This window comes from Pseudidiomarina marina, from assembly GCF_044807045.1.
GTDB lineage: Bacteria > Pseudomonadota > Gammaproteobacteria > Enterobacterales > Alteromonadaceae > Pseudidiomarina > Pseudidiomarina marina.
Genome location: NZ_CP085233.1, coordinates 934,422 through 957,982, shown reverse-complemented (window position 1 = coordinate 957,982; position 23,561 = coordinate 934,422). Strand labels below are relative to the sequence as shown.

Here is a 23,561-nt window from a genome sequence, read left to right as displayed (position 1 = left end):
TTATCCTGCAGGTAACCACTGCGTGGGGTTGGATTAAAACTTATACCCCACAGCCAGGGAAACAGTACGTGGATCACCGTAATAACCGACAACAGCATCATCGCCGAAGGTTGGTCCAAAGTTGTAACCACCAACACGATATTCTTCGTCAGTTAAGTTCTTTCCGTGTAAACCAACATTCCAGTTGCCACTATCAGAGTACCAAACCACGCTGGTATTCAATAAACCGTAGCCATCTTGATCAAGCGGTGATGGTGCTTCAAACATCTGCACGTCATCACGATAAGCATAGTTTGCTGACCAAACAATTTCGCCAACCGCTGTTTCAAAGGTTTTATTGAAACCGAGGCTATAAGTTAGCTCAGGTGTATTCTGGAACGACCAAGCGTCGGTAACATCTGTGGTTTCACCGGTTGCCGGCTCTTCATAAACCACCGAGTCGAATTCGGCGTCGATATAACCAAGCATCGCGGTGAAGTTTAAGGTGTCGGTTGCCGCAAATACGGATTCAACTTCAAAACCTTTTACCGTTGATTCACCAGCGTTTAATACTTGTGACGAAATACCTGCCGGCACAACACGTTGCACGGTAACTTGCATGTCTTGATAATCAGAATAGAAGATAGCGCTGTTCAAACGCATACGACCGTCTAATAATTCAGACTTCACACCGAATTCAACAGTATCAACAATTTCAGGATCATACGGTTCGTTGATGGTTGGGTTTAATGATTGATCGGCACGCATATCCACGCCACCAGATTTGAAACCATTACTGTAACTACCATATACCATCACATCGTCAGAAACTTTATAGTTCAAGGCAACATGTGGTGAGAACCGGCTCCAATCGGCTTTGGTGGTGAACTCTGAGTTCACAGCAAATGGGTCGCCAAAGCTATCAGCTGGATCACGGTTGATGAAGTGCACACCCAAATAGGTGTAACGGTATACGTCCGCTTCTTTTTCATCTTTGGTGTAACGACCGCCAACCGTCAACGTCAGGTCATCGGTCATTTGATAGTTACCTTGGCCAAACACAGCAAAACTATCGGTTTGAACGCAGCCGCCGTTATCAACCGTCACCCCGCCTAAAGCTTCTAGGTACATTGGTAATACGGTACCGAACACACCGCAAGCTTCGCCATCATAGAAATACACCCCACCGACAAAATCGAAGTTGTCGTTGTTGGTGTAGCTTACTTGGAATTCTTGGGTAAATTGCTCGTCTTCATAAATGGCCGGAACCATGAAAATAGGCTCACCAGTCGAGTTAAAATCGATGTTGGTATTGGTGTAACCTTCGCGACCAGCAGTAACCGATTTGAAGCCCCACTCTGCATTGATATCCCAGTTATAAATCAACGACCAGCCTTCAGTTTCCACTAGGTTATCGACCGGCATAGCAGTGTTCGAATCGTACACATTATCCAGTGGCTCTTGACCAGTCACAGTACTTGTCAGTAAGCGATGTGCACCCTTCGAATTCGATTCATCTTCTGTGTTGTCGTACGAGAATTTCAAATCCATGGTCTCGTTGATCAACCATTTCGCAGATAATCGATAGGTCAGTAAGTCTTTGTTGTAGTTCTCGTCGCCGGTATTTAAATACGTACCAAAACCGTCGCGTTGCAATGATGCAATGGCACCACCAACAAAGAAGTTATCAGTGAGAGCCGTCTGACCTGAGATTTTTAGATCGCGCTGGTTATAGCTGCCAATGGCACCCTGTACCGACAACTCGTTATAACCCGTTAATTCCTTGGTGACATATTTTAACGCGCCACCAATGGTATTTTTTCCATACAGCGTACCCTGCGGACCACGCAATACTTCAATACGCTCAATATCAAACACTTCAAGCACCGCACCCTGAGGACGGGCAATATAAACATCATCAATGTATACCCCAACGCCTGGCTCAAAGCCCCATAACGGATCTTGCTGACCGACGCCACGAATGTAGGCGGTAAGCGTTGAATTCGTACCGCGGCTGACCTGAATTGTGGCATTTGGAATGCGCTGTTGGAGTTCGGTGATATCTTCAACACCGATTTCTTCAAGGTCACCAGCACCAAATGAAGATACCGATACCGGAACTTCTTGCAGACTTTCAGTTTTACGACGCGCAGTTACTTCAATGCGTTCAAGGCCTTGCATTTCGTCTTCATTGGCCTGTTCTTGCTGCGCATAGGCTGGCATCGCCATTACCGAAGCAATGGTCATCGCAAGTAATGAGCGGCGAAAAATGGGTTGACTCATGATGTCGTTCTCCCGGATTGTTAAGTTGTTTTGTATGCTGTTTGTTTTAATAATTTTCAGTGCAACGAAAGCTAACTGTTGTCATGGCCTATGTACCCTAGCCTAAAGTTTTGCTTTTGTATTCTGTACGTTAGTACTATGTAAAAAAAAGTGCGCTTGCAGCATGATACGTCACATCAATGCAGCAGTTCAGGTCATGGCACTCCTGAAACCAACCTTTAAAGAGGTAATGCATGTTAAGCATGATAGGACTAGTTGGGGGCTTAACCCTGCTCATCATTCTGACTTTGCGAGGAATGAACTTATTTATTAGCGCACCACTTTGCGCTGTGCTTGTTGCGCTTTGTAGCAACGTGCCCTTATTTCAGGGCGATTTAAATTTCGTGAGCGCTTATATGAGCGGCTTTTCAGGCTTTGTGGCCTCTTGGTTTTTCATGTTTTTGCTGGGGTCTATTTTCGGCAAGTTTATGGAAGATACCGGTGCTGCCGACAGCGTGGCCAAATGGATCATTGATAAACTTGGTCGCAAGCAGGCCATGCTAGCGGTTGTACTTGCCTGTGCCATTTTGACTTACGGTGGCGTGAGTGTGTTTGTGGTCGCCTTTTCTGTCTACCCAATGGCTCTTTCGTTATTTAAAGATGCCAACTTACCGCGGCGCTTTATTCCTGCTGCATTAGCTTTTGGTTCAGTAACGTTTACCATGACCTCAGCTGGCTCGCCAGAAATTCAAAACTGGATTCCGATTGAGTTTTTAGGCACCTCGCCCTATGCCGCGTGGGAAGTTAGTTTATTCGTTGCAATTTTGATGGCATTGTTTGGGTACTGGTGGCTGAATAAACTGATTCGCCGCGCCGTGGCAAATGGCGAGTGTTTTGAGGCACGCCATGATGATCCGAAGAATCTCGAGCGCAAGTTACCTAGTCCTATCAGTGGGTTGGTGCCTTTAATAGTGGTACTCGCTTTGAGCTTTATGTTTCACGAAGAACTGAAACAAAATGCATTGATTATTGCGCTTTCAGGTGGCGTGCTCGCCATCGCCATTATCAACCATAAGTACTTCCAGAATATTTCCCAAGCGCTCACTGAGGCTTCAACCGGTGCTTTAGTTGCAATCGGTAATACGGCAGCAGTTGTTGGCTTTGGTAGCATCGCAAAAGTGACGCCAGCCTTTGAACAAGCGGTTGCCATGATGACGAGCCTGCCCGGTAATGAGCTTGTCGGTGCAGCGGTTGCCGTGAGTGTAATTGCCGGCTTAACCGGTTCTGCCTCTGGTGGTCAAGCCATTGCTCTGCCGGTACTTGGTCCGCATTATATTGATGCTGGCGTGAATCCTGACCAATTGCACCGCATTGTCGCGATCTCTTCCGGCGCGCTCGATTCGCTGCCGCACAACGGTTACGTCGTCACCACCATTCGCGGTATCTGTAAAGAAACCCATCAAGCCGCCTATTGGCCGGTCGCCGCAGTGACCGTCGTGGTTCCGTTTGTCGGGTTAGCGGTCGCTATTGGTCTGTTCATATGGTTCTAATAAACTCGTTCATCACTGAGGCTTGTTATGTTTGAAGTATCGACCAGCACCGCTTCTCATTTACATGGTGACGTTCAACATAGTCAGTTAATGATCATTGACTTGCTACGTCATGCCATACGTCGCCACCCACAACAAGAGATTGTGTCGCGGCGCCTTGAAGGTGACATTCATCGCTACACTTATCATGATTGTTATAAACGAACCTGCCAGCTTGCGCATGCGCTGAAAGGTCTTGAGATAGAAGCGGGCGATCGTGTTGCGACACTGGCTTGGAATACCTATCGACATGTTGAGTTGTATTATGCGGTGAGCGGTATTGGCGCAGTGATACATACCGTGAATCCGCGACTCATTGCCGAGCAGATTAAATGGATTTTGGATGATGCCGAAGCGAGTTGGCTATTCGTTGATTCAAGCTTTGTCCCCTTGCTTGACGAGTTTGCCAACGACCTTAAAACCGTTAAAGGTGTTGTGATTCTTAGCGATGCAGAGCGGCAACCGCAGCTCGATCATATTTGGCTACCGGTTCACAATTACGAAAACTTGTTAGCAAACCAAACTTCGCAGTTTGATTGGCCTGTTTTTTCGGAAAATACCGCAGCGCTGCTGTGTTATACCTCGGGCACCACGGGCAATCCGAAAGGCGTTTTAACCTCGCATCGCTCGACCGTTTTACATGCACAAGCAACGATGAGCGCTGAGCTCTTAGACCTGCGAACCGACACAGTATTGATGCCAATGGTGTCGATGTATCACGTTGGCGCTTGGGGTGCCCCTTACGCCGCGCCATTAGCCGGGTGTAAATTGGTGCTTCCGGGCGCCGGCATGAGCGGTGCCGACATGCATGAACTCATCAGCAAAGAAAAAGTCACTGTTGGTTTGGGCGTGCCGACTATTTGGTTAACGCTTCATAACTTCCTGAGCGAACACCAGCTTGATGTTCCTTCACTTGAGCGGGTTTGTGTGGGCGGTGCTGCGTCCCCCCTAGGTCTAGTGAAAACCTACGACGAAAAATACGATGTGTATTGGCAACCCATTTGGGGCATGACCGAAACCGGACCGCTTGCCTGTTCAGCGCCGCCTACGGCTGAATTGAAGGCGCTACCGGCTAGCGAGCGTTATACCATTCAAACCACCGCCGGACGCGCTTGCTTTGGCGTGGATATGGAAATATTTGATGCGGCAGGTCAACCGCTTCCACACGATGGCGTGGCGTCTGGGGAGTTGAAAGTTCGCGGCCCCTGGATTGCCAGCAGCTACTACCGTCGTGATGACCCAGAGGTATTTGCTGACGGATGGCTTGCTACCGGCGATATCGCCGTCATTGACGCTCACGGCTACATGAAAGTGGTTGACCGGAAAAAAGATGTGATAAAGAGCGGTGGTGAATGGATTAGCTCACTTGATATCGAGAATATTGCCAGCCAACACGCCGCTATCAATGAGAGTTGTGTGATTGGGGTCAAGCACCCCAAATGGGACGAGCGCCCGTTGTTACTCGTAGTACCCAACAAGGGCCACGACATTGACAAGCAAGATATCTATAAGTTTTTAGAAGGCAAAATTGCCAAGTGGTGGATGCCTGATGACATTGTTGTTGTCGAGAGTTTACCGCACACCGGAACAGGTAAACTCATAAAAAATGAACTGCGCAAGCAGTATCTCAACTATTTACTGGAGCAATCAGCATGATTCGGTTGATTACACTGATTTTAATCGTTGCGGTTTCTTCAATGAGCTCAGCTCATTCGAGTGAACTTTTAGTGCAGAAGAAAAGCTTTACGACAAAAGATTTTGCCACAGTTAGCGGTGAGGTTATTCCTGAAGTAACCGTTGGTTGGGAAGCCTACGGCGAACTCAACGAAGCAAAAGATAACGTGATTCTGATTACTCATTTTTTCTCGGGTAACAGTCATGCGGCCGGCAAATATACCCCCGACGATCCGCAGCCTGGTTATTGGGACGCTATTATTGGTCCCGGGAAAGCCATCGATACCGATAAATATTATGTGCTTAGCTCTGACACCTTAGTCAATGCATTCCCGCACTTGCCTCACGTAACTACTACCGGCCCTGCCTCAATTAATCCCGAGACAGGTAAACCTTATGGGTTAGATTTTCCAGTGGTCACGATTCGTGATTTTGTCAATGTCCAACATGCGCTGCTCACAAGTTTAGGCATTGAAAAACTGCATGCAGTAGTTGGCGCTTCGATGGGCTCGCTACAGGCACTTGAATGGGCGGCGGCGTATCCAGACATGGTAGAACGGATGGTTTCTGTGATTGGTGCCGGCGCGATGGATGCGTGGACTATTACTGCCTTGGAGCATTGGGCTCGCCCCATCAAACTCGACCCGCACTGGAATAACGGCAACTATTACGAGGGTGAAGCACCATTGCAAGGCTTAGCCAATACGCTCACGATGATCACTCAGCAAGCCATGCATCCGGTTGCGTTCAATCAATCATCACCGAAACAAGATACACTTCCTGCAGCTGCACTCGAAAGCGTAACCAATGGCTTACCGGCAACCGATTTTTGGTTTGGGGCCGCAGCTAAAAATGCACCGCTAGCCGATGCGAATCACATTTTGTATCTGGTTAGAGCCAACCAGCTTTTTGTCGCTGGTCATGAAGAAGATCTTGCTAAAGGTTTAAGCAAAGTGCGCGCCAAGACATTATTTCTGCCAGCTAAGAATGACTTGTTACTGCAGCCATACCTAGCGAAACAGGCGGTAGAAACACTTAAAGAGCAAGGCAAATCACCGCAGTATGCGGAAATTGATGGCAATTTTGGTCACCTAGACGGTGTCTACAATATTCAGTCCAAAGCCACTGAACTTGCCGACTTTATAAATAATTAAGTTGTTAGAAAAAAACACCGGCTGCAGCCGGTGTTTTTTCTGGTGTTTTTGATTAACCGCCCAAGACGCCTTTTAAGCGGTCTTTGAGTTTATCTTCTAGCTGATTTTCAAATTTCGCTTTCAACATTTCTTGTAATTTCGCATCACGCTGGTTGGCATCACCCAGTACCGACGATAAATTCTCTAAAACATCTTGGTTTTCGCCAAGGAAGCCACCAGATTGCTCCTGCAACTTAGACTTTAACCCTGCTAACTCGGTTTTACCTGCATCAACAGCTGCGGCTTGCAGAGCACTACCTAGTTGACGATCAAGATCAGAACTGAACAAGAGCTCAGGGGCGTTTAGTGAGCCCTGAATATCAGCGTTGATATCCAAGCGATTCAACTGCCGAAGTGCCGAAGCGATGACTTCAGTCCAGCGGTTTTGTGCTTTCGCTTCCACTTGCATATTCGCAAGACGAACCGTGGCGCCACCATCAAACAGATTATCTCGCAGCGATACTTCACCTTCCGAATCAAGCAAAGCCGCCGCTAAGGTGGCAATAAATTCAGCTTGCTCGCTAAGTTTCAGATTATCAAGTTGAATGCCTTTTACTTGCCACTGCTGTTTAGCGTCAATACCTGCTGCAGTCAGCGCCAGCTCTCCGTTTAAATTCAAGGCTTGCCATAAACTAGAATTGTCTGCGCGTGCCATAAATGTTGTTGGCTGGCCAAGTTGTTCATGCTGATGGGTAATATTCGCCCAATTCACATCAAGTACGGTTTCGCCCCAAGCAAACTCTGTTTTTGCTTTTTTAATCAAAAACGACGGCGGCTCGTTGGCATCACTAAACTCAAACCAGATACCTTCACCACGTTGCGGCTTTACCAGAGTCTCATCAGCTGAACGCGCTAGCATTGGCGCCAACTGTTCATATGCCAGCAACATGTATTGACTCCACTGGCGCATCTGTTCGCCAAACAACACAGCAGTAATTTCACTTAGGCCTTCGCTATTTAACTGCATCAGTTGCTGAGCTCGCTCTAAATCTTGCTGCGGCGCATTTTTGACAGTCTCAAAATCGGCTTTCAAGGTATCAAGCGCTGTCGAGGCGCGCGCTTTAATCTCTTTCACTCGAGCTCTGTCGGCTTCAAATTTTTCTTTTAGAGCGTTGAACTCTTCCCGCTTTTCTTGGAACTGCTGCGGCGTTTTTATTTCAGCTTCAGTGATTTTTTTCAATTCAGCTTCATAGGCTTTTAAGTCTTCCGCACTGGGTAAGCTATTCCGAGCCTCCTCTAACACCGCTTTTTGTTCAGCAATGCTTGCTTTTGCCTGATCAATTGCAGCAGGGGTTTGCAGATCAATGCGCGCAATAATGTCGTCAACATTTGGCATTGATAGATTCAATTTAGCTAAGCCACCTTTGGTCCAATCTTTAACATCTTGCTTGTCGGGTAGCTGATAAACTTCACCCGGCGTCGAACGTTGTTGATGAACGCGAATACCGCTACTGACAACATTTTCAAAATGGAAACGACCAAGCAGTAATTGTTCGACGTTTATCTCGCCAGTGACATCGCCGATTACCAAACGGTTAAACTCTGGTTCTGCAGGATCTGTTACCTGAATACCGGTAATTTTCAAACCCAGCGGGCTCCAGCGATGTTCAACTTGACTAATGTTTACTTCCGCACCGTTTAATGTGCCAATAGAGCGCTCTAAGGTCCATTTGATAATGGTATCGAGCAGAAGCCAGGAGAACGCCATTAACAATGCGCAAATAATGATAAAAGCACTTAGCCCAGTCCAGCGAATGGCACTCGGACGAACTGTATTCTTCTGTGTTTTTGTAGGCATACCAGCTTACCCCCGCAAATCTGAGTAAATGGCCCAAAAACGGTTCGCTTTTAGCATTTGCACCAGCTTCAATTTATTAAACCAAGTTTGGATGCGCGAACGATACTGGGTGATGATGAAGAAACTCGTAATCAATAGAAATGGCGCAAAGGCAAGGCTGATAATAAAGCTGCCCAAGGTTATGCTGTGATGGAATTGCAGCACGCGCCAAAACGCTGACTGATACATGGATTGCCACAGCGGTTGCCAACTCTCGCTGGAGAGCAAGTAAAAACCGAATTGGTGGAACCAAGGATCAAGTAAATACGCAATTCCTGAACAAATGACAAAACTTAAAATAAATCCGGTAAGGTTAATGCGAAACAGTAATGCAATAAGCAGTATTGCTAGATTATGCAGGCGCCAAAGTGGCGTAAAGCCCATCATCATACCGAGGACAAAGGCAAAAGCTAATGCCCAAGCTCCGGACTCAGAGTTGAGCGCCTTTAAAAATTTTGCCAGTAATGTAAGCATAACAACATACTCCGAACTATATTTGTAAGCACAAGAATAGCTTACCTAAATTAATTCGGCTATTTTTCAACGTCTTTTTTACAAAAAAAGAGATGGAAAAAATTACAAAAATATATCTCTCGAAACTATTGTAATTTGCTCAAAATAGGCATAAAAATGCGCGGCAATTTCGCTCTGGAGCCACTATGCAAAACGCAGCTTTAATCATTCTTGACGATATCACCGATTGGCAACCGTACTACCCGAGCCAAGCTACGGTTACCGCAAGTGAATACTTACTACAGTCATCTAGCAAAAGTCGCACACAAATTTTAAATTTGTGCGGTGATTTAAGTTATTTGTCGACCGGCTATTACGTCAGTTTGTTAGCTGAGGCGCGAGGCCAGCGAGTTCTGCCGTCTGTAACAACCATCAACGACTTAGCGAACTTCAGCCACTACCAGTTGTTGCTTGCGAATTCGGATAAGCAGCTGAATAAATTTTTAACGAATGCTGACAAATCATTACCTGTACGCATTCTTATTTGCTTTGGTCAAACCGAAGAACCTCTTTTAAGCAGTTTTGCGCGCCAAATGTTTGACCGTTATCCGTGTCCGATAATGTGGGTTGAGTTCAGCTATCAAGGCCGTTGGTTCATCAATCAGTTAGTTGCCGGTGCACTACCTGAGTTGTCCGATGCGCAACAGACGTTTTTTGGTGATGCACTCGATAACTTCAGCAAACGAGTATGGCGCAAGGCTCGAGCACCGAAAGAATACCGTTACGATTTAGCGATATTGCATGACCCAGACGAGCCGATTCCGACCAGTGACAAAAAAGCGCTGCAGAAATTTATCAAGGCAGCCAAAGAGGCTGACATTGATGCCGAATTGATTACTGCGGATGATTACAACCGTTTGTTAGAGTTTGACGCGCTATTCATTCGTGAAACAACACGCATTAACCATTACACCTATCACTTTGCCAAAAAGGCAGAAGCAAACGGCATGGTAGTTATTGATGCGCCACACTCGATTCTACAGTGCGCGAATAAAGTCTTTCTGAAAGAGTTACTTGATAAACACGGTATTCCAACGCCACGTACTGAGTTGTTATTAAGTCAGCAAGACATTGATTACGGCGATATCGGTAAACGCCTCGGTTATCCGGTTGTATTGAAAATTCCAGATGGCTCGTTCTCTATTGGTGTAGAAAAAGCAGAATCAGAAGAAGAATTGAAAAAAGTTGCAGCAGAGCTATTTAACAAATCGACGATTTTGTTAGCCCAAGAATTCGTTAAAACAGATTTTGACTGGCGCATTGGCATATTGAATAACCGCCCTATTTACGCCTGTAAGTACTTCATGGCGCGTAATCATTGGCAGATTTACAATCATGCGAGCACCACCAGTCGTGCGAAGTCCGGTGGCTTTGAAACGGTTGGCGTGCATCAAGTACCAAAAGATGTTGTGAAAACCGCCTTGCAGGCAACACGTTTAATTGGTGATGGGTTATATGGTGTTGATATGAAAGTCACAGACAAAGGCCCAGTCATCATCGAAATTAACGATAATCCATCGATTGATTCAGGCGTTGAAGACTTATTATTAGGCGATGAGCTTTACCACATCATTATGCGAGATTTTGCGCGCCGACTGGATGAAAAATAATGAGCGACACAGGCCCTCGTTGGCACATTCGCGCGGCAACTTTAGATGATGTTCAGAGCCTTGTTGGATTAGAAGAGCGCTGCTTTGATTACAGTCGAATGGGCGCTCGGAGCTTTCGGCGTCTGCTGAAGGGAACGAGTGCGCATATTTACGTTTGCACTAGCGAAAATGGCCAACTGATTGGTTATTACCTCCTTCTAACCCGCAAAAACAGCCGTCGATGGCGGCTCTATTCAATTGCGGCGGCGCCTGAGGCACGTGGTTCAGGGCTTGGTCGCGTGCTGTTGGAGCATGCGATTCACACTGCGCAAAAACACGGTGCGATAAGTCTGGGCCTCGAAGTTAAGGTGGATAATAGTGCCGCGATACGGCTGTACGAGAAATTAAACTTTGCCGTAATTGATTTGCTGCCGGGGTATTATGACGATGGCACCGACGGTTATCGAATGCGCGTGAGCTTTACCGACGCTACAAATCAGGAAAATCGGTAAAAACGCCATCAACGCCTAAGTCGGTTAACCACTGTTTTAGTTGCTGATAACTTTCGACACCTTCAGGTAAGTCGTCAGCACGCAAGGTATACACGTGAACCTTTAACCCTGCCTCTTGGGCATGCTGAACAACATTTGAGAATTTAGGCTCGCCCTGTTCATCAAGCCCTAAGTAAATGTGATTTAGCCATATGCCAACGCCATCAGCATAGCTTCGCAGCGTTTCCAATCCGGCCGCTGTGAGCATGGTGTTGTAATCAATATCACTCTCGTTCCAGCTATTCTCGGCAACCAACTGTATCAGCGGCAACGTCGTCATAAACTCACGTTTCAAACGACGTAACACTTCGGGATCAAAGCTTTGAAGAAAAATAGGTGCAGGGGGAATAGCTTCATTGAATCCATAGCGAGCCAAAAGACCTAAGGTAGCTTGAACCACGTCATAATCTTGGTCTTTGTGCCACCGCGCCGCTTTAAATTCGACGTAGAGCCCCGTATTCATATTTCGCGTTCGGTTTAAACCCAGAATTAATTCAATTTGTTGTGCCAACGACATAATTCGAAAATCACCGCTATTCATTGCGAAACGCTGCGGATAACGTTGCTCACCATCCTTGTTCTTACGCTCAGTCAGCTTCAGTTTCTGTAGCTCAGAAAAGGTAAAATCAACCACATAGTAGTGGCCATTTGGACGGTGCTTTTCTGGATAAACTTCTTTGACGTTGGTGACTTTATCTAAAATGATATCGTGCAATACAACGGGAATATGGTCACGCGTTAACACGACATCTTGCTCTATGTAGTTCGCATTCTGTGCATGAGCTAAAGCAACTGCAACGGCTGAATGTTCAGGAGCATAAGCCGATGCCCCACGGTGAGCGATAATGAGCGGTGATTTGGTTGGGTCTTCAGTGGCAATTGCTTCGCTGAGCGGTTGCTCTGGCATTTCATTTTGCGCAGATGAATCTTGTTGTGCCCAACCAACTGAGCTCAATAATCCACCGCAGATAACTAAAACGCCGAAGCCTGTACTAATTTTCATGGTGCGCGATACCAAACCTTGTCGCCTTGATTCTGATAACGGCGGAGTAATTCAGATATCGCTTCGGGTTCGGTACGAACGCCACGCTGCTGCAAATAATCTTCGTTGTACAACTTGCTGGCCGAACGCTCGCCGAGGTCACAAGCAAACGTCACAATTGATTTACCGGGCCCTTGTAGAACCGCGGCCTGCAATGCGCCAGCCACGTTTAAGCATGAGCTGCTCCCAAGTACTAAGCCCTCATGATTTACTAAATAGCGAGATAACGTTACTAAATCGTCGTCTGGTAAGTTTACCGCCGCATCAATACGTGCCTGTTTAAAGTTCTCAACCAACCGCATAATACCAATGCCTTCGGTAAATGAGCTACCGTGACTCACGTATTCTCCAGTTTTCAGATAGCTGTATATACCTGAGCCATCTGGATCTGTTAACCAAACTTGAATGTCAGGGTTCTGTTCTTTCAGAAACATTGAGCACCCAGCAATGGTACCCCCTGTACCGGCAACGGAAACAAGAATATCGACGTTGCCGTTGGTTTGCTGCCAAATCTCAGGACCCGTTGTAAGGTAATGTGCCCGCGCATTGCTGGTGTTTTCAAATTGATTCGCCCACCAATACTCGTCATTTTGTTCAGCCAATCGCCGCGCGGTATGATAGAAGTGGTTTTCGTTTTTAAACGGAACTGGGTCGACCGTCTTTAGTTGCGCACCATGCAGTGTAATCATGCGCTCTTTTTCTTTGCTTTGGTCATTCGGCATCACCGCCAGCATATTCAAACCAAACGAACGCGCCACAACAGCTAAGCCAATACCTGTATTTCCAGCTGTCCCCTCAACAATGGTCATGCCAGGCTTAAGCTCACCTTTGTCCATGGCATCTTTTATCATTTGCAGTGCCGCACGATCTTTTATTGAACCACCAGGGTTCTGCGACTCCAGTTTTACCCAGATATCACATCCGGTTAGCTCTGAAAGTGAATTTAATCGCAATAAATCTGTTTGCCCGATTAGTTCTGCAGAACGCTTAGCAACTTGCATGACGACTCCTTCTACAATAATTCACTTAATGTAACGGCTGTGATTGATGTGCGTCACCAGTGCAAATCCAGCGAGCACGGCACTCATCGGTTTGGTCTTGTTGGCAGCGACGTAGAATCACACGATTTGCGCCGAGCTCTGCCGCAGCGACTTTCATGCGCAATAATGCCTCTTGTTGGGTTGGCTTGCTCGAGAAAACATTGGCTTGGCATGATTCGCCTTGCACTCGGCCCAAACTGACAAAGCTTACATCGTTACGGGACAGCTCATAGGGACGCATAAACTCCACCGTTTCTGCCGCAGCAATATCCACTTCATTCACTGGTGACTGATTTGTCGCACAACCAGCGATAATAAACAGGACTGCGACTAAGGATAGAGATTTCATAACGATACCTTTGTTTTCTTTTGCTTAACATTACGGAGCTTACAGCCTCTTGTAAAGATTCAATCATTATATGTTATCCCCGCATAAACCGCATGCGTCAGAGCTTCCCCCCAAGTCATCGCGGCTCAATGCCTACTAACAGTGCAAGATTTAGCCTACTGATAGAAAACTGCACCAATGTAGTGCAAAAATCCTGCATTTTCACTGATGTTAGCGTCTTAATTAACGAATTTCTTGGCATGGCATTTGCTTATTTTTAAAGAGACGTTGACCAACAGACTACTAACGACCAAATCAGGTCATCTTTCGATCAAGGAGCAACCATGCAACTAGTTATCGCCATAATTAAACCAGCCAAGCTCAATGATGTGCGTGAAGCACTAGAGCAAATTGGCTGCCAGGGCATGACCATCACCGAAGTTCGTGGCTTCGGTCGTCAAAAAGGCCATACCGAACTTTATCGAGGTGCCGAGTACCGCATCGATTTCCTTCCCAAAATACGCATTGATATTGCTGTTACCGATGAACAACGAGAAGCGGCAATTGATGCTATCCGTGATGCCGCCCATACCGGCAATACCGGCGACGGAAAAATCTTCGTAACACCACTTTCAACGGTAATTCGAATTCGTACCGGTGAAGTTGATCAATTCGCGATATAAGGAGTTAGAAATGACAATTACCGAATTGGGTTATGCTTTAGATACATTATTTATTTTACTAAGTGCGGCGCTAGTCATGTGGATGGCAGCAGGATTTTCTATGCTGGAAGCTGGACTCGTCCGCACCAAGAATACGACCGAAATACTCGTTAAAAATATCTTACTGTACGCGCTTGCGTGCCTTTGTTACTTATTCATTGGTTATCACCTAATGTATGGTCAAGCTGAAACTACCGACTATTCCTCTAATGCCTTCTTGTTTTTTCAAATGGTGTTTGTTGCAACGGCTATGTCAATAGTATCTGGTGCTGTCGCTGAGCGAATGAAATTATCTATGTTTCTGGTTTTCACCGTGGTTCTGACAAGTATCATTTATCCGCTTGTTGGCAACTGGACTTGGGGCGGTGGATTTTTAAACGCCATGGGATTTACCGATTTCGCCGGTTCAGGTGTGGTGCACATGGCAGGCGCATCGGCGGCCCTCGCCGGGGTAATTATTCTCGGACCTCGCAAAGGTAAATATGGTCATAGCGGCGCTATTTACCCAATTCCCGGCGCCAATATGCCGCTGGCAGCACTCGGCACGCTTATTCTTTGGTTTGGCTGGCTCGGTTTTAATGGTGGCTCACTCCTGAGTATTCATAATGCCGAGAATGCAGACACTGTTGCCAACATCTTTCTCAACACCAATTTGTCGGCTGCTTCAGGAGCCGTTTGTGCCTTCATTATTACTCGTCTAGTTTGGCGCAAAGCCGACCTCACCATGATATTGAACGGCGTTCTGGCAGGGCTTGTTGCCATTACTGCAGAACCAGCAGCGGCAACCACAATAAGTTCTGTACTGATTGGGGGCGGCGCTGGAGCCATTGTGGTTATATCCATTGTGTTGCTCGATCGTTTAAAGATTGATGATCCAGTAGGTGCCATTTCTGTTCATGGCATAGCGGGACTTTATGGCCTGCTATGTGCAAGTTTTACATCAGCAACCGCAACCTTATCTATTCAGTTACTTGGCGCCGTTATTATTTTTCTCTGGGTGTTTATTACTAGTTTAGTGTTGTGGTGGTTGTTGGCGCGAGCATTCGGTATTCGTCTCGAAATGGAGCATGAATATATCGGCGCTGATATTTCTGAATGCGGCGTTGAAGCCTATCCAGAATTTGTCGCATCCAAGTCTCGCTAAGGCTACGCCGTCCATCGTGCAAAAGCAGTGATCTTGACTACACTTGTGCATAAATCGTGTTACTGGAGGTAGCATGGCGAACGCACAAATGTTTGTTAGCGATTTACTAGCCTTGGCCGATATCCAAATTAACGGGAATCGGCCTTGGGATATGCAGTTGCGCGACGCTTCTTTTTTTGAGGACGTGTTAACACGTGGCAATCTCGCCCTTGGTGAAGCCTACATGGCAGGCGATTGGGAGTGCGAGCAGTTGGATGTGTTTTTTTGTCGGTTGCTCGCGAGCCGCATTCACGATCGTGTTCGACCCTCCCGGCTTATTTGGCACTACCTCAAAAACCGAATACTGAACTTACAATCCCCCCAACGTTCATGGTTGGTTGGTCAGCATCATTATGATCTCGGTAACACGTTGTACCAAGCCATGTTAGATAAACGCATGGTTTATACATGTGGCTATTGGGAAAATGCGCAATCTCTCGAGCAAGCGCAAATTGATAAGCTCGAGCTGGTTTGTAAAAAGCTACAATTAAAGCCAGGCATGCGCATTCTCGATATTGGCTGTGGCTGGGGTAGCTTCATGAAATATGCCGCTGAGAATTACGGCGTTGAATGTGTCGGAGTAACAGTTTCTAAGGAGCAAGTAGCACTTGGCAAGCAACTTTGTGAGAATTTGCCGATAGAGTTTCGATTGCAGGACTATCGCACGCTCAACGAATCGTTTGACGCCATTGTTAGCCTAGGAATGTTTGAGCATGTTGGCCACAAAAACTATCGCCGCTACATGGAGGTTGTAGCAAATTGCCTTCAACCTAGCGGCCTATTTTTATTGCACACTATTGGTCGCAATCGCGATGTGCGTGGCACTGATCCTTGGATAGCTAAGTATATTTTCCCGAATGGCGAGCTACCGTGCTTAAGTCACATCGACACTGCCTCTCGCGATCTTCTCTGTGCCGAGGACATCCATAATTTCGGCGCTGACTACGACCCCACTTTGATGGCCTGGCACGAAAACTTCGAACGCGCTTGGCCAGATCTCAGCGAACATTACGACAACACATTTTATCGCATGTGGCGATACTATTTGTTGTCTTGCGCAGGCGCTTTTCGCGCCCGCGACTTACAGGTTTGGCAATGGGTGTTTAGCAAACCCAATCTGATTGGTGGTTATCGACGTCCATAAGCGCACGAGGTTGACTCGTTTTGTTAATGATTAAAGTCGGTCATAAATATTTGCCAGACCGCCATGAACAGTGCGGCTACTAGTGGTCCAATTACAAATCCGTTTATACCAAAAAGGGAAATACCACCAATTGTCGAGAACAGCACAATGTAATCAGGTAGCTTCGTATCTCGCCCCACTAAGATTGGACGCAATACATTATCTGCTAAGCCAATAATGATAGCTCCGTAAGCCATTAAGATCGTTGCGCTAATCCATTCTCCAGTTGCATACAAATAAAGCCCCGCAGGAAACCAAACCAGTGCCGCGCCAACAGCTGGAATCAGCGACAAAAACGCCATAATCACACCCCACAATAACGGGGCTGGAATATCTAATATCCAGAAAATAAAGCCACCAAGCGCGCCTTGCACAATCGCGACAACCAAGTTGCCTTTCACTGTCGCTCGAGTCACTTCAACAAATTTTTTAAACAACGCATGTTCTCGTTCATCGCCGATAGGAAGCGCCTTAATCAGTAAATCACGCAAGTGTGAACCATCACGCAACAGGAAAAATGTGAGATACATCATCAAGGCGAGGCTCACTAAAAAGCCAAACGTATTCTGGCCAATGGTCAGTGTTTCTCTGGCTAAAAACTTTGAAGCACCCTGCACGGCGCTTATCACTTGCTCACGAATATCGTTGGGATTGACGCCAAACTCCTGAAGAAGCTGATCGACGATAGGAAACGCGTCGCGCAATTTTATTAACATTGCGCGCGGATCAATGTCACCGGAATCGAGACGTTGATAAAACTGAATGCCTTCTTGTACAAATGCTGTTGCGATAAACATGACTGGAATTACAACCACCAGCATACACACGAGCAGTGTAATCAATGCATTCAGATTAGGGTGTTCCCCCCACTTCCGCTGTAGCAATTGTTGCAGCGGAAAAAAGATAACCGAAACCGCACAGGCCCAAAAAATAGCTGACCAAAATGGCTCAAGTATAAAACCAAAAGCAATGGTCACCGCTGCCAGTAGAATTAGAAAAGCACGACGTTCGAGTTGTTCCCGCATGGGTTGTCCTTGTTCTTTATTAGAATCAGGTTAATATTGGCAATAAAACAATAGGTGAGCAAGCCATGAAAACAATTACAGAACATTTAGCTGGATACGCCGCATATCATCGCGACCGCCGAAATATTATGACCCACCTCGTGGGCATTCCTCTTATAGTGATTGCGATTGAAATTCTATTATCACGACCGACTTGGTTTGTTGCAGAATTTATGCTCTCACCGGCAATTATTGTGAGCGCAATTGCCGCATTGTTTTACCTCAAACTTGACTTGGTCTTAGGTATCTTAATGACCCTGTTACTCGGATTGGCGGTGTGGCTTGGTAGCCATGTCGCGATGTTCGAAACCGCTGTTTGGCTTAGCTGGGGTATCGGACTATTTGTGGTCGGTTGGATCTTTCAATTTATCGGTCACTATTTCGAAGGTCGCAAACCCGCTTTTGTTGATGACATCATGGGTCTCGCTATCGGTCCATTATTTGTCGTTGCCGAAGTTGTGTTCATGCTCGGGGGTAAAAAGAAATTGCACCAAGCCATCGAAGCAAAATTTAAATAAGAAAACACCCTCACAAACTTGCAAATGAGAACCATTCTCATTAATATGCTTATTAAGTTTGTGGGGGTGTCTTCATGCGACGAGCAAAAATTAAATTAACTTTATTCTTTTTAATGGCGCTGCCATTACTATTTAACTTACTTTTAGTTACCGGCAGCTTATTGCTCGGCGCCGGTTAAACCATCGCGAGTACGCGCTCTACCAGCTTGCTGATACCTTTCTCTGCGGCAGCTAACGATTTAGCTAACATGTAGGCAGGTGTAGTGACCACGCGATGATTCTCGTCGACAACAATGTCATCAACTGCGCAATCGACATGCTCACCACCAAGTTTTTCAATGGCTGCCGCAGTTTCTGCATCATTGCCGACAGTGACGCGTACGCCCTTGCCATAAATCATAGGCACCATCACTGGCGCGATACACATGTAACCAGCCGGTTTATTTGCATCTTTAAACGCTGAGCAAGCAACTTTCACATCATTATTCAACTTAGCGCTTGCGCCATTCACAGCAAAATCACACAAGTTTTTTGCGGCGCCAAAGCCACCCGGTAAAATCAATGCATCAAAATCAGCAGCATTGAGTTCCGCTAGCGGTTTAATTTCACCACGAGCAATACGCGCAGCTTCAACCAGCGTATTTCTCGATTCATTACTCACCTCACCGGTAAGGTGGTTGATAACATGGTGTTGCTCAACATTTGGCGCAAAACATTGATAACTCGCGCCAGCTTTTGAAAGATGCAATAACGTTAATACTGCTTCATTGATTTCGGCACCGTCGTAGACACCACTACCGGATAAAATAACCGCAACTTTTTTCATGATTCCTCCTAGAAATTCCACATCGTCCAAATGCCAATTTCGTTTTGCTCTTGCTCAATCACAAGACTATCAACGTGACTTTGTTTTGCAACGAAGGCAATTGTTAGGAAGTTGGTCGCATTCCAGTCTAAACCAACTTGAAAGTAGTCACGTTCTAGGTCAGGACTTAAACGACGACTTGGATGTACCCAATCATAGCGCACAAATACTGAGTAGTCTGGCAGTAAGCGGTTACTCGCCCAGATACTCCAGCCATCGCTGGCATCTTCTTCCATTTTGTTCACTTGCATCCAATTATCATTGTAAGCGTATTCAATGCCAACTCGCGTGCCTTTTAATTGGTAGCTTAGTGCAATATTCCAACGTTGAGCGACATGATACTTGGGGTTCTCATCTTTATCTTGAGTTCGTGTGCCTTCATACCAGCCTGTTGCAAGATCAACCGCATTCGAGATATGCCATACAGCAGCCAGCTCAATATCTACTTGATCACCAACTCGAGGTTTTTGAAAACCACCACCAGTAATTGCTGAAACCGCAAAAGAAAAATCTTGATTAGTGAAGCCATAGTGAAGCCCAAGATCAGTTGGTGCGGCTAGTTTATTCTTTGGGTTTAGGCTCGGATCGATATAACGATAACCAACGCGGCGAGCTGCATAATCTATCCACGGCAGTTCGGCAACACCCAATTTAAACTGATTGTGTTTGTCCATTTGATAAGCGATATAAGCGTGGCGAAACCAAACGTCGGTTGGATCTTGCTGGCGATGCCATTGCACATCGGTTGTGACTTTTAACTTCCACTGATCACTCCAGCCGTGATCGAGATCAAGATAGAAGCGTTTTAAATCAGGCTGCCACCCTTCTGTAGCTGCTTGATGGTCATCGATTTGGAGATTGCTGAAGTTAACAAAAATTTGGCTCGAAAGCTTTGTATTATTGGCGACTGCAACGCTAGGCATACCCCATAATAAACTTGCAACCAGTACACATTGACAGGCGAAAGCTCGTTTCATCACATCTCCTTGAAGATATTTCCTTACATTTATTATGGATTATATATTAGAATGTTCTAAAATATTATCTGCTTCGTCAATTTAATGGAAATAAGGATTCGCCATGAAGCTCAAACCAATTGTAATGATTGTTGCATCATCACTTCTCATTCCGTCTGTGTTCGCGGCAAGTGATGCTCAGCGCGGACAGCAACTCGCCATGCAAGGTGATGGTAGTGGTGCGCCATGTTTAGCTTGTCATGGCGCGAACGGTGAAGGCAATGCAGCAGGTGCGTTTCCGATGCTAGCTGGACTCGATGAAGGATACTTGTTCCGTACCATGAAAGCTTATCAAGATGGTACTCGCGTGAATCCAGTAATGAGCATGAACATTGATAACTTTAAAGAGCAAGACTTACGCGACCTTGCCGCTTATTTCTCTCAGCTTTCAGTACCAAAACCTTCGGCTCCATCAGCGACAACTGAACTTCTCGAAGCCGGCGAGAAGCTTGCAACACTCGGTAATTGGGATGCCTATATTCCGCCGTGCAGCAGTTGCCATGGTCCAAACAATCAAGGCGTGGATGAGAATTTTCCTCGTATTGCCGGTCAGCACGCTAGCTACATTGAACAGCAGCTAAAAGCGTGGCAGCAAGGTCAACGCACGTCTGACCCAGTGCAGCTCATGGAAGCAATTGCTAAGCGCCTGAGTGACGAGCAAATTAAAGCGGTTGCAGCATACCTCGCCAGTCAGCCGGCGCAGTAGTTAAGACAAGGAGACGACTGATGACAACGTTATCGAAAATCACATTTGGCATGGCCGCTTTATTTACCGCGAGTTTCTCGGTTGCTGTAATTGGTGCGCAGTCTAAAGCACCGGAGGAAATTAAACTACCAACACCAAAACCGGGACAGTATGAGCATAAGGCACCTACTCTAGCGGATATTCAAAACGACAAAGACCTTCACCCAGAACTACGTAAAGTTATTTTGAAGGGTCGTGACTTATTTATGAATACCCAACAACTGCGTGGCGAGTACGTCTTCAACGATATGAATTGTAAATCGTGCCACATGGGTGAAGGCCGAATGGCTTGGTCCGGTCCAATTTGGCCAGCCGCAACAACGTTACCTGACTTTCGCGGCAAAAATGGTCATGTGAATTCACTTGAAGAGCGCATCGCTGGATGTTTTTCATTTTCAATGAACGGCACACCTCCTGCATACGGTAGTGACACCATGTTAGCGCTGTCGGCTTATCATCAGTACATGGCCAAAGGCGCAAAAATGTATGACAAAAACATTGCTGGTCGCGGTTTTGGGCATTTAGGCAAAGACATACCTGAAGCAACGACATATGCCAATGGCGAGAAGGTTTATCAAGCAAACTGTGCGGTCTGTCATGGCTCAGATGGGGCAGGTAAAAAATTTGCGGGTGAAATCGTCTATCCACCGCTTTGGGGTGACGGCTCTTATAACTGGGGCGCAGGTATGACTCGAATCTTCACTGCCGCCTCATTTATCCAAAACAATATGCCACTGGGTCAACCAGGTCGTTTAACCGACCAAGAAGCTTGGGACGTTGCGCTATTTATCAATTCTCAAGAACGTCCGCAAGATCCTCGCTATACAGGTGATGCAAAGGAGACACGTGAGAAATTCATGAATTTCCATAACGCAACGGTTTACGGTACTGAGGTTAACGGGAAAATTTTGGGGCAACACGACAACACTGGCGAGAAGCCTTTCTTGAAGCCTGAAGCGTTGAAGCCTCGCACATTCAAGTAATCTAACTGCTCGATTTTGACGTATTAGAAGCCTGTGTTAAAACTGCACAGGCTTTTTTAATTTTCTAACGAGACAACTATGTACAGAACACTTGTTGTTACTTTGATTACTGCGTTACTCATTGGTTGCTCATCAGGCGATTGGCGAACTGCCTCTCGCGAACCTGCAGGTATAGCACCTAGCCCAGCTATTGAAACCCAACCGGTGATTGAAGTTTATGCGGCCGATGCATTTGGTTGGCGCGGCTGGTTCGCGGTACACACCTGGATTGCGGTAAAACCAGCTAACGCCAAGGAATATACGGTATATGAAGTGGTGGGTTGGCGCTTAAATCGTGGCCAGCCAGCGCTACACAACTATAAAACAGCGGCACCTGACCGTTACTGGTACGGTGCTAAACCGGAAAAAGTGTTATCTATGGTTGGCGATAAAGCTGGTGAACTGATTCCTCAGATTATCGACGCGGCGGAGCGCTATCCGTGGGCGAACGAGTATGAAGCCGTTCCTGGCCCCAACAGTAATACATTCCCAGCGTGGGTAGGTCTTCAAGTGCCGGAGCTTGGGCTTGATCTGCCCTTCAGTGCGATTGGTAGTGGTTATGCGGAGAATGACCAAAATTAAGGGAATTCTACGAATTAATTGTCAAATTGATAACTAATGCTTGGCTAATTGAAAATTAACGCCTTGATTAATAAGGATTTAGTATTATTGGTCTAGATATTGCATGATTTTTGACTATAGTAATTAAAGTCATGACAAGGAACCAACCATGCCAGTAAAACTTGAAGACCGACCAATCGAGCAGGTTCGCGAAGAAACCGTCGATAAACTCATCGTTAATTATAGCCACGCGATTATTTCTTCCGAGGCATTTGAACGCCGACTTGATGAAGCCATGGCAACGGATTCTCATCAGCAATTAGTGGCCTTAGTTGAAGACCTGCCGTTAGAAGCTGACGCCAGTTACGACGCCAAAAAAGAGCGTTCGTTTACGCCTAATTATGGTGCTGGAGAGGCCTCTCAAGATGACAGGCTTGTCAGTATTTTGGGTTCAAGTGTTCGTGAAGGTCAGTGGGTTGTACCAAAGAAAATTAATGTCATTGATGTTTTAGGCTCAACCAAAATTGACTTCACTGATGCTATTTTCCAACATCAAAACATTGAAGTAAACGTAGCGAATGTTTTGGGTAGCCTCGAAATCTTTGTTCCTGAAAGTGTGAATGTCACCATTCGCATGTACGATATTGTTGGCTCATCCGAGAACAAAGCACCATCAATGGCCGGTCGCCAAGCACCACAAATAACCATTACGGGCTATAGCGTTTTGGGGTCGGTCGAAGTTTCAGTAAAACAAACCATGAAGGAAAAATTCGTCGCATTTGCGAATAGCATGCGCCAGGCTCTCGGTATTTCTAAAAATACCTACTGATTATTAATCACTTCTTGTCGTTCGCGCATGTACTCATCGTAAGATTTGTTCGTGCGCTCAAGACACTCATGGTATGGAATGCCTTGTTCTTCAACGCATTGGCGTAATTGCTCGCGTTGCATTTCTTGGTAAGCGCCACGATATGTACAGCCATTTATCAACAAGCTCAAACAAACCACGCTAAGTGTCACTCTTAATCCGGTCATACTGGCGCTGCCCCTATCGCAGGTTAAAATTTGAATTCACCAAGACAATT

Annotated in this window: 23 protein-coding genes; 13 read left to right on the top strand and 10 right to left on the bottom strand. The window is 46.2% G+C overall.

All coding sequences use genetic code 11. The annotated features are described in order from the left end of the window. Positions 1-33: 33 nt before the first annotated feature. Entirely contained in the window at positions 34-2,262 is a 2,229-nt protein-coding gene (locus tag LG272_RS04550) for a TonB-dependent receptor (RefSeq protein ID WP_126760299.1), read from the bottom strand. 233 nt (positions 2,263-2,495) lie between these two features. On the opposite strand from LG272_RS04550, the gene LG272_RS04545 reads away from it, so the two are divergent. From LG272_RS04545 to LG272_RS04535, 3 genes are read left to right on the top strand one after another with little or no spacing between them, the layout of a single operon-like run. After that, entirely contained in the window at positions 2,496-3,791 is a 1,296-nt protein-coding gene (locus LG272_RS04545) for a GntP family permease (protein WP_126760300.1), read from the top strand. A 27-nt stretch (positions 3,792-3,818) separates the two neighbouring features. Further along, positions 3,819-5,486: a long-chain fatty acid--CoA ligase gene (locus LG272_RS04540; RefSeq protein ID WP_404409818.1), complete on the top strand. Its 1,668-nt coding sequence runs from the start codon at positions 3,819-3,821 to the stop codon at positions 5,484-5,486. Continuing rightward, positions 5,483-6,658: a homoserine O-acetyltransferase gene (locus tag LG272_RS04535; protein WP_126760302.1), complete on the top strand. Its 1,176-nt coding sequence runs from the start codon at positions 5,483-5,485 to the stop codon at positions 6,656-6,658. The genes LG272_RS04540 and LG272_RS04535 overlap by 4 nt, the downstream gene beginning before the upstream one ends. Positions 6,659-6,710: 52 nt before the next feature. Here the strand turns inward: LG272_RS04535 and LG272_RS04530 are convergent, their stop codons facing one another. Continuing rightward, a complete protein-coding gene (locus LG272_RS04530) occupies positions 6,711-8,495 on the bottom strand; it encodes a TIGR03545 family protein (RefSeq protein ID WP_404409817.1) in 1,785 nt (594 codons plus the stop codon). Positions 8,496-8,501: 6 nt separating this feature from the next. After that, positions 8,502-9,008: a TIGR03546 family protein gene (locus LG272_RS04525; RefSeq protein WP_404409816.1), complete on the bottom strand. Its 507-nt coding sequence runs from the start codon at positions 9,006-9,008 to the stop codon at positions 8,502-8,504. Positions 9,009-9,193: 185 nt separating this feature from the next. Between LG272_RS04525 and LG272_RS04520 the strand changes: the two genes are divergently transcribed. Next, positions 9,194-10,657: a RimK family protein gene (locus LG272_RS04520; RefSeq protein ID WP_404409815.1), complete on the top strand. Its 1,464-nt coding sequence runs from the start codon at positions 9,194-9,196 to the stop codon at positions 10,655-10,657. Further along, positions 10,657-11,148 carry a GNAT family N-acetyltransferase gene (locus tag LG272_RS04515; RefSeq protein WP_126760306.1) on the top strand — a complete coding sequence of 164 codons (492 nt, stop codon included), beginning with the start codon at positions 10,657-10,659 and terminating at the stop codon, positions 11,146-11,148. Before LG272_RS04520 ends, LG272_RS04515 begins: the two co-directional genes overlap by 1 nt. On the opposite strand, the gene glpQ is transcribed toward LG272_RS04515, so the two are convergent. The 3 genes from glpQ to rcsF are packed head-to-tail and all read right to left on the bottom strand — an operon-like array spanning position 11,126 to position 13,618. Then, positions 11,126-12,190 carry a glycerophosphodiester phosphodiesterase gene (gene glpQ / locus LG272_RS04510; protein WP_404409814.1) on the bottom strand — a complete coding sequence of 355 codons (1,065 nt, stop codon included), beginning with the start codon at positions 12,188-12,190 and terminating at the stop codon, positions 11,126-11,128. The two genes, LG272_RS04515 and glpQ, sit on opposite strands and share 23 nt — an antisense overlap. Then, positions 12,187-13,230: a cysteine synthase A gene (locus tag LG272_RS04505; RefSeq protein ID WP_126760307.1), complete on the bottom strand. Its 1,044-nt coding sequence runs from the start codon at positions 13,228-13,230 to the stop codon at positions 12,187-12,189. The genes glpQ and LG272_RS04505 overlap by 4 nt, the downstream gene beginning before the upstream one ends. A 25-nt stretch (positions 13,231-13,255) precedes the next feature. Beyond that, positions 13,256-13,618 (bottom strand): Rcs stress response system protein RcsF, encoded by a 363-nt coding sequence (gene rcsF, locus LG272_RS04500; protein ID WP_404409813.1) that lies wholly within the window; start codon positions 13,616-13,618, stop codon positions 13,256-13,258. Positions 13,619-13,941: 323 nt separating this feature from the next. On the opposite strand from rcsF, the gene LG272_RS04495 reads away from it, so the two are divergent. From LG272_RS04495 to cfa, 3 genes are all read left to right on the top strand, one after another. Then, positions 13,942-14,280, top strand: a complete 339-nt coding sequence (locus LG272_RS04495; protein WP_126760309.1) for a P-II family nitrogen regulator — start codon at positions 13,942-13,944, stop codon at positions 14,278-14,280. A 10-nt stretch (positions 14,281-14,290) separates the two neighbouring features. Next, a complete protein-coding gene (locus LG272_RS04490) occupies positions 14,291-15,463 on the top strand; it encodes an ammonium transporter (protein ID WP_126760310.1) in 1,173 nt (390 codons plus the stop codon). 73 nt (positions 15,464-15,536) lie between these two features. After that, on the top strand, positions 15,537-16,646 hold the full coding sequence (gene cfa, locus LG272_RS04485) for a cyclopropane fatty acyl phospholipid synthase (RefSeq protein ID WP_404409812.1): 1,110 nt from the start codon (positions 15,537-15,539) through the stop codon (positions 16,644-16,646). Between the two features lie 23 nt (positions 16,647-16,669). Here the strand turns inward: cfa and LG272_RS04480 are convergent, their stop codons facing one another. Continuing rightward, entirely contained in the window at positions 16,670-17,710 is a 1,041-nt protein-coding gene (locus LG272_RS04480) for an AI-2E family transporter (protein WP_126760312.1), read from the bottom strand. A 65-nt stretch (positions 17,711-17,775) separates the two neighbouring features. On the opposite strand from LG272_RS04480, the gene LG272_RS04475 reads away from it, so the two are divergent. Further along, positions 17,776-18,267, top strand: a complete 492-nt coding sequence (locus tag LG272_RS04475; RefSeq protein WP_404409811.1) for a DUF962 domain-containing protein — start codon at positions 17,776-17,778, stop codon at positions 18,265-18,267. A gap of 175 nt (positions 18,268-18,442) precedes the next feature. Here the strand turns inward: LG272_RS04475 and elbB are convergent, their stop codons facing one another. Together elbB and LG272_RS04465 are read right to left on the bottom strand one after the other, a co-directional pair. After that, positions 18,443-19,093 (bottom strand): isoprenoid biosynthesis glyoxalase ElbB, encoded by a 651-nt coding sequence (elbB, locus tag LG272_RS04470; RefSeq protein ID WP_404409810.1) that lies wholly within the window; start codon positions 19,091-19,093, stop codon positions 18,443-18,445. 8 nt (positions 19,094-19,101) lie between these two features. Beyond that, a complete protein-coding gene (locus LG272_RS04465; RefSeq protein ID WP_404409809.1) occupies positions 19,102-20,109 on the bottom strand; it encodes a hypothetical protein in 1,008 nt (335 codons plus the stop codon). A 103-nt stretch (positions 20,110-20,212) separates the two neighbouring features. Here LG272_RS04465 and LG272_RS04460 point away from each other — a divergent pair, with 103 nt between their 5' ends. From LG272_RS04460 to LG272_RS04445, 4 genes are all read left to right on the top strand, one after another. Beyond that, positions 20,213-20,854, top strand: coding sequence for a c-type cytochrome (locus tag LG272_RS04460; RefSeq protein ID WP_404409808.1), 642 nt, complete (start codon positions 20,213-20,215; stop codon positions 20,852-20,854). A gap of 20 nt (positions 20,855-20,874) precedes the next feature. After that, positions 20,875-21,876, top strand: a complete 1,002-nt coding sequence (locus LG272_RS04455) for a c-type cytochrome (RefSeq protein ID WP_404409807.1) — start codon at positions 20,875-20,877, stop codon at positions 21,874-21,876. A gap of 78 nt (positions 21,877-21,954) precedes the next feature. Next, positions 21,955-22,497 carry a DUF3750 domain-containing protein gene (locus tag LG272_RS04450; protein WP_404409806.1) on the top strand — a complete coding sequence of 181 codons (543 nt, stop codon included), beginning with the start codon at positions 21,955-21,957 and terminating at the stop codon, positions 22,495-22,497. Between the two features lie 148 nt (positions 22,498-22,645). Further along, entirely contained in the window at positions 22,646-23,305 is a 660-nt protein-coding gene (locus LG272_RS04445; protein WP_126760319.1) for a LiaF domain-containing protein, read from the top strand. Here LG272_RS04445 and LG272_RS04440 read toward each other — a convergent pair. Next, complete coding sequence (locus LG272_RS04440) at positions 23,299-23,511, bottom strand: hypothetical protein (protein ID WP_126760320.1); 213 nt, start codon at positions 23,509-23,511, stop codon at positions 23,299-23,301. The genes LG272_RS04445 and LG272_RS04440 overlap by 7 nt on opposite strands. Positions 23,512-23,561: the final 50 nt, after the last annotated feature.

Excerpts from the sequence above, each read along its gene's own strand:
- LG272_RS04465 (WP_404409809.1), bottom strand. The coding sequence starts at position 20,109 with ATGAAACGAGCTTTCGCCTGTCAATGTGTACTGGTTGCAAGTTTATTA.
- LG272_RS04535 (WP_126760302.1), top strand. The coding sequence starts at position 5,483 with ATGATTCGGTTGATTACACTGATTTTAATCGTTGCGGTTTCTTCAATG.
- LG272_RS04460 (WP_404409808.1), top strand. The coding sequence starts at position 20,213 with ATGAAGCTCAAACCAATTGTAATGATTGTTGCATCATCACTTCTCATT.
- LG272_RS04550 (WP_126760299.1), bottom strand. The coding sequence starts at position 2,262 with ATGAGTCAACCCATTTTTCGCCGCTCATTACTTGCGATGACCATTGCT.
- LG272_RS04515 (WP_126760306.1), top strand. The coding sequence starts at position 10,657 with ATGAGCGACACAGGCCCTCGTTGGCACATTCGCGCGGCAACTTTAGAT.
- LG272_RS04440 (WP_126760320.1), bottom strand. The coding sequence starts at position 23,511 with ATGACCGGATTAAGAGTGACACTTAGCGTGGTTTGTTTGAGCTTGTTG.
- LG272_RS04495 (WP_126760309.1), top strand. The coding sequence starts at position 13,942 with ATGCAACTAGTTATCGCCATAATTAAACCAGCCAAGCTCAATGATGTG.
- rcsF (WP_404409813.1), bottom strand. The coding sequence starts at position 13,618 with ATGAAATCTCTATCCTTAGTCGCAGTCCTGTTTATTATCGCTGGTTGT.
- cfa (WP_404409812.1), top strand. The coding sequence starts at position 15,537 with ATGGCGAACGCACAAATGTTTGTTAGCGATTTACTAGCCTTGGCCGAT.
- LG272_RS04540 (WP_404409818.1), top strand. The coding sequence starts at position 3,819 with ATGTTTGAAGTATCGACCAGCACCGCTTCTCATTTACATGGTGACGTT.
- LG272_RS04450 (WP_404409806.1), top strand. The coding sequence starts at position 21,955 with ATGTACAGAACACTTGTTGTTACTTTGATTACTGCGTTACTCATTGGT.
- LG272_RS04525 (WP_404409816.1), bottom strand. The coding sequence starts at position 9,008 with ATGCTTACATTACTGGCAAAATTTTTAAAGGCGCTCAACTCTGAGTCC.
- LG272_RS04455 (WP_404409807.1), top strand. The coding sequence starts at position 20,875 with ATGACAACGTTATCGAAAATCACATTTGGCATGGCCGCTTTATTTACC.
- LG272_RS04545 (WP_126760300.1), top strand. The coding sequence starts at position 2,496 with ATGTTAAGCATGATAGGACTAGTTGGGGGCTTAACCCTGCTCATCATT.
- LG272_RS04505 (WP_126760307.1), bottom strand. The coding sequence starts at position 13,230 with ATGCAAGTTGCTAAGCGTTCTGCAGAACTAATCGGGCAAACAGATTTA.
- elbB (WP_404409810.1), bottom strand. The coding sequence starts at position 19,093 with ATGAAAAAAGTTGCGGTTATTTTATCCGGTAGTGGTGTCTACGACGGT.
- LG272_RS04530 (WP_404409817.1), bottom strand. The coding sequence starts at position 8,495 with ATGCCTACAAAAACACAGAAGAATACAGTTCGTCCGAGTGCCATTCGC.
- LG272_RS04520 (WP_404409815.1), top strand. The coding sequence starts at position 9,194 with ATGCAAAACGCAGCTTTAATCATTCTTGACGATATCACCGATTGGCAA.
- LG272_RS04445 (WP_126760319.1), top strand. The coding sequence starts at position 22,646 with ATGCCAGTAAAACTTGAAGACCGACCAATCGAGCAGGTTCGCGAAGAA.
- glpQ (WP_404409814.1), bottom strand. The coding sequence starts at position 12,190 with ATGAAAATTAGTACAGGCTTCGGCGTTTTAGTTATCTGCGGTGGATTA.
- LG272_RS04480 (WP_126760312.1), bottom strand. The coding sequence starts at position 17,710 with ATGCGGGAACAACTCGAACGTCGTGCTTTTCTAATTCTACTGGCAGCG.
- LG272_RS04490 (WP_126760310.1), top strand. The coding sequence starts at position 14,291 with ATGACAATTACCGAATTGGGTTATGCTTTAGATACATTATTTATTTTA.
- LG272_RS04475 (WP_404409811.1), top strand. The coding sequence starts at position 17,776 with ATGAAAACAATTACAGAACATTTAGCTGGATACGCCGCATATCATCGC.